15 protein-coding genes and 1 tRNA gene are annotated in these 16,059 nt (G+C 71.0%); 13 read left to right on the top strand and 3 right to left on the bottom strand.

Annotated features, from left to right (window positions below):
- Positions 1–103: 103 nt before the first annotated feature.
- From ACFUN8_RS20380 to ACFUN8_RS20370, 3 genes are all read left to right on the top strand, one after another.
- Positions 104–544, top strand: coding sequence for a helix-turn-helix transcriptional regulator (locus tag ACFUN8_RS20380; protein ID WP_383639306.1), 441 nt, complete (start codon positions 104–106; stop codon positions 542–544).
- A 10-nt stretch (positions 545–554) separates the two neighbouring features.
- Complete coding sequence (locus ACFUN8_RS20375) at positions 555–965, top strand: VOC family protein (RefSeq protein WP_383639303.1); 411 nt, start codon at positions 555–557, stop codon at positions 963–965.
- 154 nt (positions 966–1,119) lie between these two features.
- Positions 1,120–1,207: transfer RNA gene (locus tag ACFUN8_RS20370), tRNA-Leu, on the top strand.
- A gap of 204 nt (positions 1,208–1,411) precedes the next feature.
- On the opposite strand, the gene ACFUN8_RS20365 is transcribed toward ACFUN8_RS20370, so the two are convergent.
- The gene (locus tag ACFUN8_RS20365; protein WP_383639300.1) at positions 1,412–2,287 is read right to left on the bottom strand and encodes a LysR family transcriptional regulator; all 876 of its coding nucleotides are present in this window, start codon (positions 2,285–2,287) and stop codon (positions 1,412–1,414) included.
- A gap of 256 nt (positions 2,288–2,543) precedes the next feature.
- Between ACFUN8_RS20365 and ACFUN8_RS20360 the strand changes: the two genes are divergently transcribed.
- The 3 genes from ACFUN8_RS20360 (at position 2,544) to ACFUN8_RS20350 (ending at position 5,501) form a co-directional block, all read left to right on the top strand.
- Positions 2,544–3,185: a disulfide bond formation protein DsbA gene (locus ACFUN8_RS20360; protein WP_383639297.1), complete on the top strand. Its 642-nt coding sequence runs from the start codon at positions 2,544–2,546 to the stop codon at positions 3,183–3,185.
- A 54-nt stretch (positions 3,186–3,239) separates the two neighbouring features.
- Entirely contained in the window at positions 3,240–4,193 is a 954-nt protein-coding gene (locus ACFUN8_RS20355; RefSeq protein ID WP_383639294.1) for an EamA family transporter, read from the top strand.
- 171 nt (positions 4,194–4,364) lie between these two features.
- Positions 4,365–5,501: an MFS transporter gene (locus tag ACFUN8_RS20350; RefSeq protein ID WP_383639291.1), complete on the top strand. Its 1,137-nt coding sequence runs from the start codon at positions 4,365–4,367 to the stop codon at positions 5,499–5,501.
- 95 nt (positions 5,502–5,596) lie between these two features.
- On the opposite strand, the gene ACFUN8_RS20345 is transcribed toward ACFUN8_RS20350, so the two are convergent.
- Positions 5,597–6,124 carry a hypothetical protein gene (locus ACFUN8_RS20345; RefSeq protein WP_383639288.1) on the bottom strand — a complete coding sequence of 176 codons (528 nt, stop codon included), beginning with the start codon at positions 6,122–6,124 and terminating at the stop codon, positions 5,597–5,599.
- Positions 6,125–6,529: 405 nt separating this feature from the next.
- On the opposite strand from ACFUN8_RS20345, the gene asnB reads away from it, so the two are divergent.
- From asnB to ACFUN8_RS20325, 4 genes are all read left to right on the top strand, one after another.
- The gene (gene asnB, locus ACFUN8_RS20340) at positions 6,530–8,365 is read left to right on the top strand and encodes an asparagine synthase (glutamine-hydrolyzing) (RefSeq protein WP_383639286.1); all 1,836 of its coding nucleotides are present in this window, start codon (positions 6,530–6,532) and stop codon (positions 8,363–8,365) included.
- A 253-nt stretch (positions 8,366–8,618) separates the two neighbouring features.
- Positions 8,619–10,271: a PP2C family protein-serine/threonine phosphatase gene (locus ACFUN8_RS20335; protein WP_383639283.1), complete on the top strand. Its 1,653-nt coding sequence runs from the start codon at positions 8,619–8,621 to the stop codon at positions 10,269–10,271.
- Positions 10,268–11,395, top strand: a complete 1,128-nt coding sequence (locus tag ACFUN8_RS20330; protein WP_383639280.1) for a B12-binding domain-containing protein — start codon at positions 10,268–10,270, stop codon at positions 11,393–11,395. The genes ACFUN8_RS20335 and ACFUN8_RS20330 overlap by 4 nt, the downstream gene beginning before the upstream one ends.
- The gene (locus ACFUN8_RS20325) at positions 11,392–11,790 is read left to right on the top strand and encodes an STAS domain-containing protein (protein ID WP_383639277.1); all 399 of its coding nucleotides are present in this window, start codon (positions 11,392–11,394) and stop codon (positions 11,788–11,790) included. The genes ACFUN8_RS20330 and ACFUN8_RS20325 overlap by 4 nt, the downstream gene beginning before the upstream one ends.
- A gap of 63 nt (positions 11,791–11,853) precedes the next feature.
- Here the strand turns inward: ACFUN8_RS20325 and ACFUN8_RS20320 are convergent, their stop codons facing one another.
- Positions 11,854–12,870, bottom strand: coding sequence for an alpha/beta hydrolase (locus tag ACFUN8_RS20320; protein WP_383639274.1), 1,017 nt, complete (start codon positions 12,868–12,870; stop codon positions 11,854–11,856).
- 260 nt (positions 12,871–13,130) lie between these two features.
- On the opposite strand from ACFUN8_RS20320, the gene ACFUN8_RS20315 reads away from it, so the two are divergent.
- Genes ACFUN8_RS20315 through ACFUN8_RS20305 form a run of 3 tightly spaced genes read left to right on the top strand, consistent with a single transcriptional unit; the run spans position 13,131 to position 16,045 of the window.
- Complete coding sequence (locus ACFUN8_RS20315; RefSeq protein ID WP_383639271.1) at positions 13,131–13,652, top strand: hypothetical protein; 522 nt, start codon at positions 13,131–13,133, stop codon at positions 13,650–13,652.
- The gene (locus ACFUN8_RS20310; RefSeq protein ID WP_383639268.1) at positions 13,649–15,226 is read left to right on the top strand and encodes a class I adenylate-forming enzyme family protein; all 1,578 of its coding nucleotides are present in this window, start codon (positions 13,649–13,651) and stop codon (positions 15,224–15,226) included. Before ACFUN8_RS20315 ends, ACFUN8_RS20310 begins: the two co-directional genes overlap by 4 nt.
- A gap of 6 nt (positions 15,227–15,232) precedes the next feature.
- Complete coding sequence (locus tag ACFUN8_RS20305) at positions 15,233–16,045, top strand: SDR family NAD(P)-dependent oxidoreductase (protein WP_383639265.1); 813 nt, start codon at positions 15,233–15,235, stop codon at positions 16,043–16,045.
- The last annotated feature ends 14 nt before the right edge of the window (positions 16,046–16,059 follow it).

Below are 16,059 nucleotides of genomic sequence, written 5' to 3'. Positions count from 1 at the left end.
GGCACGGCCCTGAACCGGAATCGGCTGAGGTCGCCCGGACCCCTCCTCAGCCGATTCCCCCAGGTCAGCGGCGCTGTCAGTGCGCCGGTGTAGCGTCGTCACCATGAACCAGAACGATCTCGCCAACCTCGCGCACCTGCGGCGGGCACGGGATCTCATCGACCGGGAGTACGCGCGTCCCCTCGACGTGCCGACGATGGCCCGCCACGCGCTGATGTCGCCGGCCCACTTCTCCCGGCAGTTCCGCGCGGCGTACGGCGAGACGCCGTACAGCTACCTCATGACCCGCCGTATCGAGCGGGCCATGGCGCTGCTGCGCGCGGGCACGAGCGTGACCGACGCGTGCATGGCCGTGGGCTGTACGTCGCTGGGCTCGTTCAGCTCGCGCTTCACCGAGATCCTGGGCGAGACGCCCAGCGCGTACGCCGCCCGCGAGCACGGCGCCGTCACGGCCATGCCCGCGTGCGTGGCGAAGGCGCGCACCCGCCCGACCAGGGACGCACCGAGCAGGATCCGAGAAGCGGGCCGCGAGACCGCCGCCTAGCGTTGGTGCCATGACCATCGCACTCCAGTACAGCCACATCACCGTCAACGACCCGGACGAGGCGCTCACCTTCTACCGTGACGCGCTGGGCCTCGAAGTACGCAACGACGTCGCCTCGGGCGGCTTCCGCTGGGTCACCCTCGGCAGCCCGGACCAGCCCGGCCTTGAGATCGTCCTCTCGGAACCGCACGCCGGCCGCTCCCAGGCCGACGGCGACGCCCTCCAGGAACTGCTCACCAAGGGCGTCCTGACCATGGCGGTCTTCCGCACCGACGATCTCGACGCCACCTTCGAACGGGTCAGGGCCTCCGGCGCCGAGGTGCTCCAGGAGCCCATCGACCAGCCCTGGGGCCCACGCGACTGCGCGTTCCGCGACCCCTCGGGCAACATGGTCAGAATCTCGCAGGAGCCGAAGGAGTAGCCGCGGCCGAGCCGGGGCGCACGCGCCGTGGAACCAGGTCCGCGCGCCCCGGACCACACGCCCCGGACCACGGAATATGCGGGTGAAGAGCACCCCGGAGCCCTGGTATCGTTCACTACGTCGCCACGGCGGAAACGCCGGGGTTCGACCACTCGTCCGGGTGGCGGAATGGCAGACGCGCTAGCTTGAGGTGCTAGTGCCCTTTATCGGGCGTGGGGGTTCAAGTCCCCCCTCGGACACCACGGGTAGTTCACACGACTATCCAGGTTGACTTCACAGAACTCCCAGCACGGATTCGTCCGGGCTGGGAGTTCTTCGTGTGTGCGGGATGTTGTCCGGCAGAGGCCCGACGGCGGAGCCCGGCGGCGTCGTTTGACCGGTTGTTCATTCCATCGGTGTCGGCGGGGACGGAGATCCAGCGCCCCGGCTCGTACGCGCGCCTGCGTTCACTCCTCCTCGATGCCCAGTAGCTCCAGGAACGCGTTGGCCGCCGGGGCGCGGTTCTCCCGGGCCCAGATCACATACTCGGCGCGGCCCGGTGCGTCCGTGACCTCGATCGTGGTCATCCCGGCCAGGCCCTCGGCATACGAGGGCGGGAGCAGCGCCACGCCGAGGCCCGCGCAGACCAGACGGGCAAGGTAGTCCGCGTTGGTCACCTCGAAGGCGACCTCGCGGGTGAGGCCGGCGGCGGTGAAGGCCAGATCGGACTGGGCCCGGCCGGCGGTCTTCGCCGGGAGGTCCACGAACACCTCCGAGGACAGCCGACGGAGGTCGACCGAGGTCTCGTCGGCGAGCGGGTGATCCGGGGAGACCACGGCGACCAGCCGCTCCTCGGCCAGCTTCCGGGCCATGACGCCCCGGGGGCGGGCCGTGACCGGGATGCCGAGAAAGGCCACCTCGATATCGCCCTGCCTGACCTGCTCGGCCAGCTCGTCGCTCGCCCCCACACTGAGGCTGATCCGGGCCTTCGGATGGCGCTGGTGGAATTCCCTGAGGACAGCGGGAACGTCCACGGCGGCCACGGTGGGGATCAGCCCCACCGCGAGCCGTCCGCGTACCTCCCCGACGGCCGCCGCGACTTCGGCGGCGACCCGCTCCGCCGCGTCGAGGCACTGGCGGGCGGCGGGCAGAAAAGCCGCGCCCGCCGGGGTCAATCGCACCCGGCGGCTGGTGCGTTCGAAGAGCCTCGCACCCAACTCCTTCTCCAGGCGCGCGATCTGGTGGCTGAGTGCGGACTGGACCACGTGGCAGCGTTGGGCAGCCCTCGTGAAGCTGTTCATCTCGGCCACGGCGATCACGTACCGCATCTGCTGGAGCTCCATGGATCCATCGTGATACGAGATCCATCGCGTGACAAGCATGTGTTGGACTCATTGATCTCCCCGGCCCGACACTGATGACGACCGCACGGCGGGATCGTCCTCGATCGAGCCGACTCCGCCGGGCGGCCCCCGATCGGAGCCTGTCCGGCATGCCCGGAAGCTGCTCCTCGACCATCTCCCGCACCTGGGCGCACAGCGCCGAGGCATGCCCGCACGCGCCATCGCGCCCGTGACACCGAAAGGACGAGCGACCGCCATGACCACCACGCCACCGCGTTCCGAGACGACCGTCGCCGACATCTGGGTGGACCCCCGCTGCCCCTGGGCGTGGATCACCTCACGCTGGATGCTGGAGGTGGAGCAGGTCAGACCAGTGAAAACCCGCTTCCACATCATGAGCCTGTCGGTCCTCAACGAGGGCCGCGAGGTCCCGGAGACGTACCGCCAGGGCATGATCGACGGCTGGGCCTGCGCGCGCGTGTGCGTCGCGGCACAGCGGCGGCATGGCAACGAGGTGCTGCGCCCCCTCTACAACGTCATGGGCCGTCTGATCCACCACCAGAAAGCCGGGCTCGGCCACGACATGATCCGTGCCGCGCTGAAGGAGGCGGGCCTGCCCGCCGACCTCATCGAGGCCGCGGAGGACACCTCCTGGGACGAGCCGCTCCGGGCCGAGCACCACGAGGGGATGGACCCGGTCGGTTCCGAGGTCGGCACCCCCGTGATCCACGTGCCCGGCCCGGAGGGGAAGCCGCTGGCGTTCTTCGGTCCCGTACTCACCCCCGCTCCCCGTGCCGAGGCGGCCGGAACCCTCTGGGACGGCGTGCTGGCCGTGGCGGGCACGGACGGCTTCTTCGAGCTGAAGCGTGGCCGCGACCGCGACCCGATCTTCGACTGAGCAGGCCGGACGGATGTCAGGAGCCACGGTGATTCCCGCGGGACGTGAGGCGAGATGAAGAACAGACAGAAGGTGCTCACGGTGGCCCTGACCGGCCTGGCTCCGGCGGTCTGGGGCAGCACCTACCTGGTGACGACCGAGCTGCTCCCTCCGGACCGGCCGCTCCTGGCGACCACCATGCGGGCCCTGCCCGGCGGCCTGGTGCTGCTGGCCCTCGGCCGGAAACTTCCCGTCGGCAGCTGGTGGTGGCGCGCGCTGGTGCTGGGCGTGCTGAACATCGGCGCCTTCAACTTCCTGCTCTTCGTCGCGGCATACCGACTGCCCGGCGGCATCGCAGCCATGGTCATGTCCGCGCAGCCCATGCTCGTGATCATCCTCGCCGCCCTCTTCCTCGGCGAGAGGATCAGACCCGTCCACGCCCTGGCCTGCGCGATGGGCATCGGGGGAGTGGCGTTGCTCGTCTTCAGAGGGACGGCGTCGCTCGACACCACCGGACTCCTCGCCGCGGTTGGCGGAGCGCTGTGCATGGCGTCGGGCATCACACTGACCAAGCGGTGGGGCCGGCCGGAGGGCGTCGGCCTTCTCGCGTTCACCGGGTGGCAACTCACGGCGGGCGGGCTGGTCCTGCTGCCGTTCTGGCTGTCACTGGAAGACCTTCCCGACGGTCTCACCGGCTCCAACGTCATCGGATTCGCCTACCTCATCACCCTGGGCGCGATCCTGAGCTACATCGCCTGGTTCCGAGGCATCGAACGCCTGCCGGCTGTGGCGGTCTCCTTCCTCGCACTGGGCAGCCCGGTCGTGGCGACCCTGCTGGGCTACCTCGTCAAGGACCAGACGCTGTCGGCCCTTCAGATCGTCGGCATGGCCGTCATCTTCCTGGCCGTTGTGCTCGGTCAGCCGCGCCCACCCGGACCGGAGTCCGAGGGGACCCCCTCGGCTCCACCCCGCACCAACCTCTCGCACCTCCCCGACCAACCCGCTCTGAAACAGCAACGCGGTGGATAACGGTGGGCGCACCTCCCCACGCCCTGACCTCCTCGTCGGACGCCGACGCCGTGAGGCATTTCGCGAACCACGCCTGACCACATCCGGAGAGACGACATGAGCCTTCAGGACGAGACAAACTCCCCCACCACGCCACAGAAGCAAGTGTCCCCGATCCGGGGATGGTCGGGTGTGGCCGCCATCACCGCCAGTCTGTTCATCTTCCTCACCACCGAACTGATGCCGATCGGCCTGCTCACCCCGCTCAGCGCGAGCCTTGGGGTCTCCGTGGGCTCGGTCGGCCTCATGGTCACGGCGCAGGGTCTCGCGGCAGGTCTCGGTGTGCCGTTCATCGTGGCATGGACCCGGCGCGTCAACCGGCGCCGGCTCCTGACCACACTGCTGGCCGTCCTGGCCGTCGGTAACCTGATCACCTCGATCGCCCCGAACTACCCGCTGATCCTGGGCACCCGCCTGATCATGGGCTTCGCCAGCGGCGTCTTCTGGGCCATCGGCGTCAGCATGGCCATGCGCATCGTCCCGGCGAAGCACGCCAACCGCGCTGCCGCTGTCGTGATGTCCGGGATCTCGATCGCCACCGTCGTCGGCATCCCGCTCGGCACACTGCTGGAGAGCGCCGGCGACTGGCGCACCACCTTCCTGATCTGGGCCGGCCTCAGCGCTCTGGTGTTCCTCGCGGTCGCCGTCACGCTCCCGCCGCTCCCGTCGGCCAACACGGTCTCGGTCCGCGAGGTCTTCGAACTGCCCGTCAGGAACGTGCCGCTGCGTCTGGTCCTGGTCATGGTCGTGTTCTTCGTCCTCGGCCACTTCGGTGCCTACACGTTCGTGCGGCCCTACCTTGAGGACAGCACGTCCGCCACCGTCGGCTTCATCACCGTCGTCCTCATCGTCTTCGGTACCGGCGGCGCGATCGGCAACTTCATCGGCGGCCGGACCGTCGACAAGAGCCTGCGGGGCAGCTTCATCGTGGGCGGCCTGGTCATGATCGCCGCACTCGTCATGCTGCTGACCATCGGCACGTACGACTTCGGCGTGATCGCCGCCATGATCCTGTGGGGCCTCGCCTTCGGTGTCGTCCAGCTCAGCCAGATCAACATGACGCTCTCGGCGGCCCCCGAGACCTTCGAGGCCGCGATGTCGCTCAACACCATGGCCTACAACACCTGCATAGCCCTGGGCGCCCTCATCGGCGGCCTGTTCGCCGACCATGTGGGCGTCACGAGCGTCGTCTGGTTCGGCATCGTCCTGGTCGCTCTCGCCGTGATCCTCCGCGCGTCCACCGGTCGCAGGACGACGCCGGCGATCTGACCCCTGACCACCGAAGTACGGCGCGGCCCGGTCCTCACCGAGGCAGAGACGGCGGTTGATCAGCGCGTGGACCGACCTACTCCGGTGCCGGGCGTTCACCACAGCCCGACGGGTCTCCTCCGGGCCGCTCTGAGCAGAACGTCCCGCGTGGAGCCCATCGCGTACCTGTCGACGTCACTGGAGAGTTCCGCCACGTCCAGCAGGAGCGGCCCGATGTCGACACCGGCATCCCGTGCCTGCCCGCACAGAGCGTTCAGGGCGACCATCAAGTCCCGTGCGTCCCGGCCCTGATCCTCGACGGACATCTCCAGCAGCCGCTGTCGGAAGCCCTTGGCCGTGAGTTCGAGGGGCAGCGTCGTGGCCCAGCAGAACGAGTGACACCGCGCCAGGAGCGCGCGCAGGGCGGCCCGGACGTCTTCGCCGCCCTCCTCGTAACGGGACAGCACCTCCCGCAGCGCCGCCTCGGCCTCCGGGCGGATCCCCGCCTCGTCCAGCGGACGCGGGCCCTCTTCCACCTTCCGCGCCCAGTCGGGGTCCGTAAGATCCACCGGCCTCGTCGCGATGGGCTCGATACGCAGATCGATCAGCGCGACCCGCTCCTCAAGGTCCGCCAATTCGGTCACGGTGCCCCTTCCTTGTCCGAGCGTGTGCGGTACGACGAGGTCACCCGTTCTCCCCGGCGGGAGCGCGGAACGAGCACGGGACGCCACGGCCGTGGTCCGCGGACGGTTCCCCAGTATCGACGACGCGACAGGACCGACCAGCTCCACATCCCGCCCGGACGCCCGGACGCCCGGACGCGCGCCACCCCGACCGGCACGAGGCGGTGACCGGAGGGGTGGCGGGTCGTTGTCCAGGTAGTCAGTTCGCGGGCCGCGGCGACGAGGCCCGCTCGCCGGTGACGCACGCTGGGAGCAGGCTGTCGGCAACGGGCACGGTCGTCGAGACCGGTGTGGAACTGGACGGTTCACCGGAACCGCTCAACACCGAGCCCCACGCGCGGCCATCAAGGGAGAGTGCGCGACCTCATGTGCGGAATCACCGGATGGATCTCCTACGGGCGTGACCTGACCCGCGAGGGCGCCACGCTGGCCGCGATGACCGGGACCATGGCTTGCCGGGGACCGGACGACGAGGGGGTGTGGCTGGACACCCATGCCGCTCTCGGCCACCGCCGGCTGGCCGTGATCGACATCGCGGGCGGCGCCCAGCCCATGAAGGTGGACAGCGACGGGCACCCGCTCCTTGTCACCACCTACAGCGGCGAGATCTACAACTACCGTGAGCTGCGGGCCGAGTTGACCGGCCTGGGGCACCGGTTCCGTACCGGCAGCGACACCGAGGTCGCCCTGCGCGCCTACCTTCAGTGGGGCGAGGCGTTCACGGGGCGGCTGAACGGCATGTACGCCTTCGCCCTCTGGGACGTACGCCGACAGGAACTTCTCCTGGTGCGCGACCGGTTGGGCATCAAACCGCTCTACTACCACCTGACCGGCGACGGTGTCGTCTTCGGCTCCGAACCCAAGGCGATCCTGGCCCATCCGCAGGTGACCGCGGTGGTGGACGCCGAGGGCATGGCCGAACTGCTGGCGCTGACCAAGACCCCCGGGCACGCCGTCTATCGCGGCATGCGCGAACTGCGCCCCGGCCACACCCTGCGCGTGCGCCGTACGGGCAGTACCGAACATCGCTACTGGGGCCTGGAATCGTACGAGCACACCGACGACCTGCCCACGACCACCGGCCGGATCCGTGAACTGCTGGACGACATCATCGACCGCCAGCTCGTCACGGACGTCCCGCTGGGAACCCTGCTGTCCGGCGGCCTGGACTCCTCGGCGATCACCGCCCTGGCGGCCAGGACGCTGACCGCGACGGGCCGCGGACCGGTGCGCTCCTTCTGCGTGGACTTCGCCGGCCAGGCGGACAACTTCCGGCCCGACGAGCTGCGGCCCACCCAGGACCGGCCCTACGCCCACGCGCTGGCCGCCCACGTCGGCGCCGACCACCGCGACATCACCCTGGACACCGCGCAGTTGCTGGACCCGGCCAACCAGGAGCGCGTCCTGATCGCGCGCGACCTCCCCTCGGGGTTCGGCGACATGGACACCTCCCTGTACCTGCTGTTCAAGGCCGTACGTGAACACTCGACGGTGGCCCTGTCCGGCGAGTGCGCCGACGAAGTCTTCGCCGGCTACCCCTGGTTCCACGACGAGAAAGCCGTCCACGCCGACACCTTCCCCTGGCTCCACGCCGTGCGCCCCGCACTCGACGCGCGCGAGAGCCTGCTCTCGCGGTCCCTGCTCGGGGCGATCGACCTTCCCGGATACACGGAGGCTTGTTACCGCGAGGCACTGGCCGACGTCCCCGCCCTGCCGGGAGAGAGCGGCCTCCAGCGGCGGATGCGGGAGGTCAGCCATCTGCACCTGACCCGCTGCCTGCAGATCGCCCTGGACCGCAAGGACCGCGCCAGCATGGCCACCGGCCTGGAGGTCCGCGTCCCCTTCTGCGACCACCGGCTCGTCCAGTACGTCTTCAACACACCGTGGGCCATGAAGACCTTCGACGGCCGGGAGAAATCACTGCTGCGCGCGGCAGTCGGCGACGTCCTGCCCGACTCCGTCACCCACCGCGTCAAGAGCCCCTACCCCTCCACGCAGGACCCCCGCTACACCGACTCCCTCCGCCGGGAGATGAAGGACCTGCTCACCGACCGGCACGCCCCCGTCCGCCCCTTGCTCGACCTCCCCGCCGCCCACCAACTGACCACCCACGCACCCGGGTCCGTCCTGCGCAACGCGAGCGACCTCGTCCTGGCGCTCAACACCTGGCTCACCAGGTACGGGATCACGTTGACCATCTGATCGCCCCGGCCTCCTCGAACTCCGCGCGGGGCTCCGGATTGGGCTGTATGTCTCGGTTACTCGCATTAGCCGTTCCGGCAGCGCTTTCGACGGATTTGATGGTGATTGTCGGCAAAGTCGGAGGTGCGGGACGGCTTTCGGAGGGCAACCGTTCTGGTGTCGAGACGAAAGGAAAGAGACGAGGAGGCCGCGCAGCGGACCTCAAGGGCGGGGGCCGACTTCCGCGGAACAACCGACCGAGACAGGTGGTGGCATGAAGAGACCCGTTCTCCGTGTGGCGCCGTATCCGGTGCTCGTCGCGGACGAGCACGGAGTCGTGCGCTTTCTCAACGACACCGCCTCGGCCTTGCTCCCACACGCACGGCCGGGGGCGAAGGTGACCGACGCGGCGCCCGAGTGGCTGGCCGCCGCGCATCAGGCGCTGTTCGCCGTGCCGGTGGGGGGCCGTGATGTCGCGCTGCCGGCCGGGGAGGCGTCGTCCGCCGGTCGCGCCGTCCGCGGTGAGATCGGCGAGCGCAGTTTCGAGGCGCACCCCACCCATGAGGAGACCGGCGAGGTCGTGTGGTGGCTGGTGGACGACACCGATCACCTGCTGGCCCGTAGGGCGCTGCGCATGGAGCGCGAACGGACCGCCTTTCTGGGGGACGCGTCGAACGCGCTTCTGTCGTCGCTCAATCTGGACCGTTGCACCATGACGACGGCGAGGCTCGCCGCCGGGCACCTCGCCGACGCCGCCGTGGTGATCGACCAGCCCGCCCGTCGCGGGTTGGCGATGGTCCTGTGTACGCGCGACGGTGAGCCGGTGCGCCGGCAGGTAGGCGTCGAGCCCGATCTCGTACCCGGTCTCCTGGAGGCTCTCCAGGGATTTCCGCCGGTGCCGTCACGCTGGATCGACCCCGCCGCCACGCCTGCCTGGATGGTTCCCGAGGACTTCGGCACGGTCGGCTCCGTGGTGGTGACCCCACTGCCCGGCCATGGCGTGCCCGCCGGCGCCCTGGTGCTGATGCGGCGCGCGGGCGAGGCGCCGTTCACCGAGAACGAGGAGGTCTTCGCCCGGCTGTTCGCCGCCCGCGCGGGGGCCGCGCTCTCCGCGGCCAAGCTGTACGCGGAGCAGAGTTCGATCACCGAGACACTGATGCGTGAGCTGCTGCCGCCGGTGCTGCACGACGTGTCCGGTGTGGAGTTCGCCGGCGCCTACCGGCCCGCTGCCGAGAGCGATCGTGTCGGCGGTGACTTCTACGATGTCCACCCCGCGCCCGCCGACGCGGAGGGCCAGGAGTCCCTTGTCATCCTCGGTGACGTGTGCGGCAAGGGTCTGGAGGCCGCCGTTCTCACCGGCAAGATCCGCAACACGCTTCACGCGCTGCTGCCGATGGCCGACGACCATCAGCGGGTGCTCAGTCTGCTCAACGGCGCCCTGCTCAACTCGCACCACACCCGCTTCGCGACCCTCGTCCTCGCCTCGGCCGTACGCCATGCCGGCAGGGTGCGGCTGCGGCTGACCAGCGCCGGCCACCCGGCCCCGCTGATCGTGCGCGCCGACGGACATGTCGAGGAGGCACACACCCGCGGCACCCTGGTGGGCGCGTTGCCGGAGGTGACGGCCGTCACGGTGGAGGCCAGCCTCGCGCCGGGTGAGACGTGCGTGCTGTTCACGGACGGCATCACCGAGGCCAAGGGCGGCCCGCTCGGCGGTGACCTGTACGGCGAGGAGCGCCTGCACAGTGCCCTGTCCGAATGTGCGGGGATGCCGGCCGAAGCGGTGGTGGAGCATGTCCAGATGCTGGCCTCCGAGTGGGTTCGCGGTGGACGGCACGACGACATGGCCGTGGTCGCGATCACCGCCCCGCGCAACAACCACCTCAGCGCGGTAGGTGGACGCGGGCCGGGCAGGTTCACCGCATGAGTACGTCCCCGGCACACCCCGCACCGGCCGGTCCGCCCCCGTTCGGCGAGGCCGAACTCCGCGACACGGCCAGGAAGTTGTGGGAGGCGGTGTCGTGCGGCGACGAGTACGCGGCGTACGGCGTCGTCCTCGGCGCCCGTGACGCGGGCGCCGACGACGAGTCCCTCCTGATCGACGTCATAGGCACCGTCCAGCGCGAGGTGGGCGAGGAGTGGGCCGCGAACCGGATGAGCGTGGCGGCGGAGCACGCGGCGACGGCCATCAACGACCGGATGGTCGCGGCCCTCTCGGCGCACCACGTCCCGCTCCCGCCCCTGGACCGGCCCGGACGTATCACCGTCGCCTGTGTGGACGGTGAGTGGCACGCGCTGCCCGCCCGGCTGCTCGCCGAGGTGCTGCGGCTGCGCGGCTGGCACGTCGACTACCTCGGTGCCCAGGTGCCCACCCCGCACCTGATCGGCCATGTGCACCGTACGGGCCCGGACGCCGTGGCCCTGTCCGGTTCACTCGCGACCCGGCTGCCCACCGCGCACATCGCCATCACCGCCTGCCGGGCGGTGGGCGTCCCCGTGCTGGTCGGCGGCGCGGCCTTCGGTGACGACGGGCGCTATGCCCGGCTGCTGGGCGCGGACGCGTGGGCGCCGGACGGCCGCGCCGCGGCCGACCTGCTGGCGCGCGGTCCGTTGAAACGGGCGTTCACCCTCCATCAGCCCATCGACGACCTGCCGCATCTCGCGGATCAGGAGTACACGATGGTGTCGCGGGACAGCGGCCGCCTCGTACGAGTCGTCCTCGCCGCACTGGAGGATCGTTTCCCCGCCGTACGGTCCTACTCCGAACGTCGGCGCCGGCACACCGTGGAGGATCTCGGCCACATCGTCGACTTCCTCGTGGTCGCGCTCTACCTGGACCGCGAGGATCTTTTCACCCGTTTCATGACCTGGACTGCGGGCGTCCTCACCGCCCGAGGTGTCCCCGCGGCTTCCCTGCCACCCACCCTGGACGTCCTCGGGACGGAATTGAAGGAGTTTCCCCGGGCCGTCCGTCTGATCAATCACGCCCGAAAGGCGCTGAACGGCACCGCCGTTCACGCCGCACAATCCGGATCAGGAGTGCTCCGATGACGACGATTCCGCCCGCCGGCCTGCTGCTGACCGTCTCGCTGGCCGATGAGCACACCGTGTGCGTCGGCATCGAGGGCGACCTCGACTACGAAAGCTCCCAGCGGCTCATCGACGAGACGCACCGGCAGTTGGCCCGCCACACCGGTATTCGCCAACTGCGCCTGGACTGTTCCCGGTTGGGCACCTGCGACTCGATGGGCCTGGCCACGCTGCTGGCGGTCCACCGGGCCACCGGCGCGGCCGGGATGCGGCTGCACCTGGACGGGCGGCCGGCCTCCCTGGAACGCGTCCTGCGGCTGACCGGCACCCTGGAACACCTCACCGCCCCGCCGGCCGGCACCGGGGCCGGCCACGCCGAGGAGCAGCAGGACGTCCCCGGCGGCGAACACTCCTGAGCCGATCGCCGGGTGATCACGGACGACCGGCGGCCCGCCCGGCTGCCGGTCGCTCGTGCTCCCTCAACGACCGGGGGGCGCGGTTGCCTTCAGCAGCATGGGCAGTGCGTGGCGCAGTTCGCGGTGGCCGTAGGTGCCGCTGTGGGTGCCGGGGTAGAAGTGCGTGGTGACAGGGGCGTTGAGGGAGGTGAGGCGCCTCGCGAGCAGCCGTGCTTCGTCGGCGCACACCGCTTCGGTGAGGGAGACGACGCCCGGATCGGCCAGAGCGGCCCACTTCTCGGTGCCGGGGATGTGGGGGTCGGGGTCCGGTCCGTCGAGGGGGCCCGGGGTGCCGTCGCCGGAGGCCAGATACACCGGGGTACGGCGCAGGCCCTCGGCGTGGTGGTAGGGATCCCAGTCCAGCCAGACCTGCCATTGCTTCCACGGATCGCCGAAGACCTGGTAGCCGTCGATGCCGACGAACTTGGCGCCGGACAGCCACATCTCCGGGTGGCGGACGGGGTGCACCGGGGCGCCGAACGAGGCGACGGCGCCGAACAAGCCAGGGATCCGGGCGGCCATGCCGAGGGCGCCGAAGCCGCCCTGGGACTCCCCGGCCGCGGCTCGCCGGGGCCCGGCGCCGTACTCCCGCTCCATCAGCGGCAGTACTTCACGCAGGAAGTACGTCCGTACCCGGGGCGGGCCGTCGTCGCCGTGGTTCCACCAGTCGGTCCAGAACCCGAACAGCGGCATACCCGGCATGACGACCAGGACATCACGCAGCTCGGGCAGGTCCTGCACCCGGAACAGTGTCGTCCATGTCGACTGGTCGCCGTCGCCACCTGCCAGCAGATAGAGGGTGGGCCAGCGGTCCCCGGGCCGGCGCCGGTCCCAGCCACGTGGGGTCAGCAAGGCCACGGTGGCGAGTGCGCCCAGGGCCGGGGAATCGAAGGTCAGTTCCACCAGCCGCTCGCCCAACCGCCGCTGCCCCACCACTCGTTCCGCCGCCCCGGCGGACGACGGACCCGGCAGTGCTGTTCCGCCCGCACCCAGCGACACCGCGCCGGCGAGCAGCGTGCGGCGGGAATACGCGTATGACATACCCCCGCTTTCGGCAGCGAGCCCGCGGAACTTGAGCGCGGCCGCCACTCTCCCCCCGCCGACCGACTCGTGCTGACGCCGCCTCACCCGGATGGCCCACCGGGTGAGTTGGACGGAAACGGCCGTCGCGTAAAGTGCTCTCCCGGTCGCAGTAAGTGACTTTACGTTTCTTCTTCATCGCCGAGGTAGTTGTGTCATCTGCGCAGGCGCCGAAGAGGCCCCACCTGCATGCGCCCCACCCTTCCGGCCTCCATACGCGGGTGACTCAGTTCCTCTCCCCGGTCACCCGGATACTGCTGGTCAGCGAAGGTCTCACCACACCACTGCTGCAAGCGGCCTCGGACGGCCAATTGCGGGCCCAGGTCTGGTCGTTGCGGGAGGTCGCCGCCGACCTGATCGACCCGGGAGCGCGCGAGTTGTTGCGGCTCTCGGGCGGGGAGCGGTGCCTGGTGCGGCACACCGGGCTGGTTCTGGCGTGCGGCACCCTGGTGTCCGACAACGTGGTGGTGGCGCGGCTGGGAGTGGACCCGCGGGTGGACCAGGTCGCGGGCGACAAGGGGCGGCCACTGGGGTTCGCCCTGGCCGACGCCGGGGTCGTGCTGCAGCGGCGGGTCCACTGGGTCGGCCGGCGGCGCTGGCGCGGCGGCGACCCGTGCGCCGGCAAGGCGTACACCCTGCACGCCGCCACCGGCCCGCTGGTGCACGTCGAGGAACTGTTCAGCCCCCAGGTCGTTCCGGCCGACATCCGTGTTCCCCACTTCTCGCAAGGACATCCGGCATGAGCGTGTTCCGAACGGCCCTGCTGTCGGCCGTGGCCGACGGCGGTGGCCGCCCTGCCGTCATCGAGGACGACGTCACCCGTTCGTACGCCGATCTCGACCGGTGGTCCTCGGTCCTGGCCCGGTCGCTGGCCCCGTCACCGGCCCGGCCGCCCGTCCGGCCGGCGCGGGACGAGCGGCAGTGCGCGGCACTGCTGCTGCCCAACGGCGCCCCCTGGCTGGCCGCGTATCTGGCGGTGCTCAAGGCGGACATGGTGGCCGCTCCGCTGAATCCCGCCCTGACCGGCGCCGAGATCAGCCGCGTCCTGGAACACACCAGGCCCCGGCTGGTGCTGTGCTCTCCGGAACGCGAGCCGGAGGTACGGGAGTTGGTGGCCGGGCTGAGTCCGGCCCCGCCGCGGGTACGGACGATCGGCCCGGTCCCGCCCGATGCCGACGCCGCGCCCGACGCCCCCGCCGTGGACGCGTCCTGGCAGTGCGTGGACCGCGGACCGCGGACGCCCTGCCTGGTGATGCACACCTCCGGGACCACCGGCAGCCCCAAGGCGCTGGTGCAGACCGAGCAGGCACTGCACCTCACCACCGGCTACTGGCGCGATCTGCACCGCACCGCGAACGACGTGGTGGCACTGCCCATCCCGCTGGCGCACACCTACGGCCACCTGGTGGCCGCCGCCACCCTCCTCGCGGGGGCCGCGCTGATCGCCGTCCCCGAAGCCTTCGACCCGCGGCGCTGGGCCGCCAGACTGACCCGTCGTCGGGCCACCGTCCTGGAAGGTGTCCCCGCCCTCTACGCGCGGCTGCTCACCGCCGACGCTCCCGCCGTCTCCGGAGGCCGACTCCGCCGCTGTCTGTCCGCGGGGCAGCAGGCACCGGCCGACCTGCGCCGCTCCTGGGAGCGGCGGACCGGGGTGCCGTTGCTGGAGAGCTGGGGCATGACCGAACTGGCCGGCCCCGGGCTGGGCCCGTTCCCCGGGACCTGCCGGGGCAGCGCGGGCGTCCCGGTGCCGGGGCTGCGTACCCGGCTGGTCGCCGTCGGCAGGGACGGTACGACCACGGACGGCGCGATCGCGGAGCCGGGCACGGCCGGCGAACTGTGGGTACGAGGACCGCAGGTCACTCCCGGCCACCGCACCGACGCCGGGGGCGTCGTGCCGGTCTGCGACGAGCAGGGCTGGCTGCGCACCGGCGACCTGGCGGTCCGGGACGAGCACGGCTGCGTCACGCTGACCGGGCGGATCAAGGACGTGATCATCACGCGCGGCTACAACGTCCACCCCGCCGAGGTCGAGGCGGCGCTGCGGGAACACCCCGGCGTCGCCGACGTGGCAGTGGTCGGCCGCGCCGACCCCGAGCGCGGCGAGGAGGTGCCGCACGCCGTCGTGGTCGCGGCTCCCGGGAGCCCGGCCGTGTCCGTGGGGGAGTTGCGCGAGCACTGCCTCAGCCGGCTCGCCCGCTACAAGGTGCCCCGGACCATGGAGTTCGTCCGGAGGCTGCCCGTCTCCGCCACCGGAAAGCTCGACCGGGCCGCGCTGCGCGGGCCCGTCGCCACCACCACCGTGGTCAAGGAAGGCTGAGCCGCCGTGACACCGTCCGATCGTCCTGTCGTCCTGCTCACCGGAGCGACCGGCGGCCTCGGCAGCGCCATCGCCACCGCGCTCGCCGCCGACGGGGCACGCCTGACCCTGACCGCCCGCACCACGGAGGCCGTGGCGAAGCTCGCCGACGAACTACGGGCCGCCGGCGGTGAGGCGCTGCCGCTCCCGGCGGACATCACCGATCCGTCGGCGGCCGGCGCCGTCGCGCGGCGCACGGTCGAGGCATTCGGCCGGATCGACGTGCTGATCGACAACGCCGGGGTGGAGGGCCCGGTCGGCCCGTTCTGGGAGGTGCCGCTCGACGACTGGTGGGAGACGGTACGCGTCAACGTGATGAGCACCGCCGCGGCGGCTCACGCCGTGCTGCCCTTCATGGTCGGGCAGAGCGGCGGACGCATCGTCAGCATCAGCAGCGCGGCCGGACAGAGCCGCTGGCCCACGCTCTCCGCCTACTCGGTCTCGAAGGCGGCGGGCATCAAGTGCATGGAGAACATCGGTTACGAGGCGAGGGAACACGGCGTCAGCACCTTCAGCCTGCATCCCGGCATCGTGCCGACCGGACTGACCACCGCGGCCGTCACCGACGACGCCCTGGCCACGTCCTGGCACGCACGCAGACGTGACTGGCTGCTGAGGCAGCTCGGTGAAGGGCGGGGCACCTCGGTCGAGCGTGCTGTCCGGGCGGTCGCCGCACTTGCCGCCGGCACCGCCGACCACCTCTCCGGCCGTTATCTGACCGTCGACGACGTCCTCGGCGTCCCGGAACCGGACCAGCGTCCGGACCTGGCGCCGCGCTGACCCTGACCGGTGCC

This window comes from Streptomyces sp. NPDC057307, assembly GCF_042667665.1.
Classification (GTDB): domain Bacteria; phylum Actinomycetota; class Actinomycetes; order Streptomycetales; family Streptomycetaceae; genus Streptomyces.
This window is presented reverse-complemented; position numbering and strand designations above follow the sequence as displayed.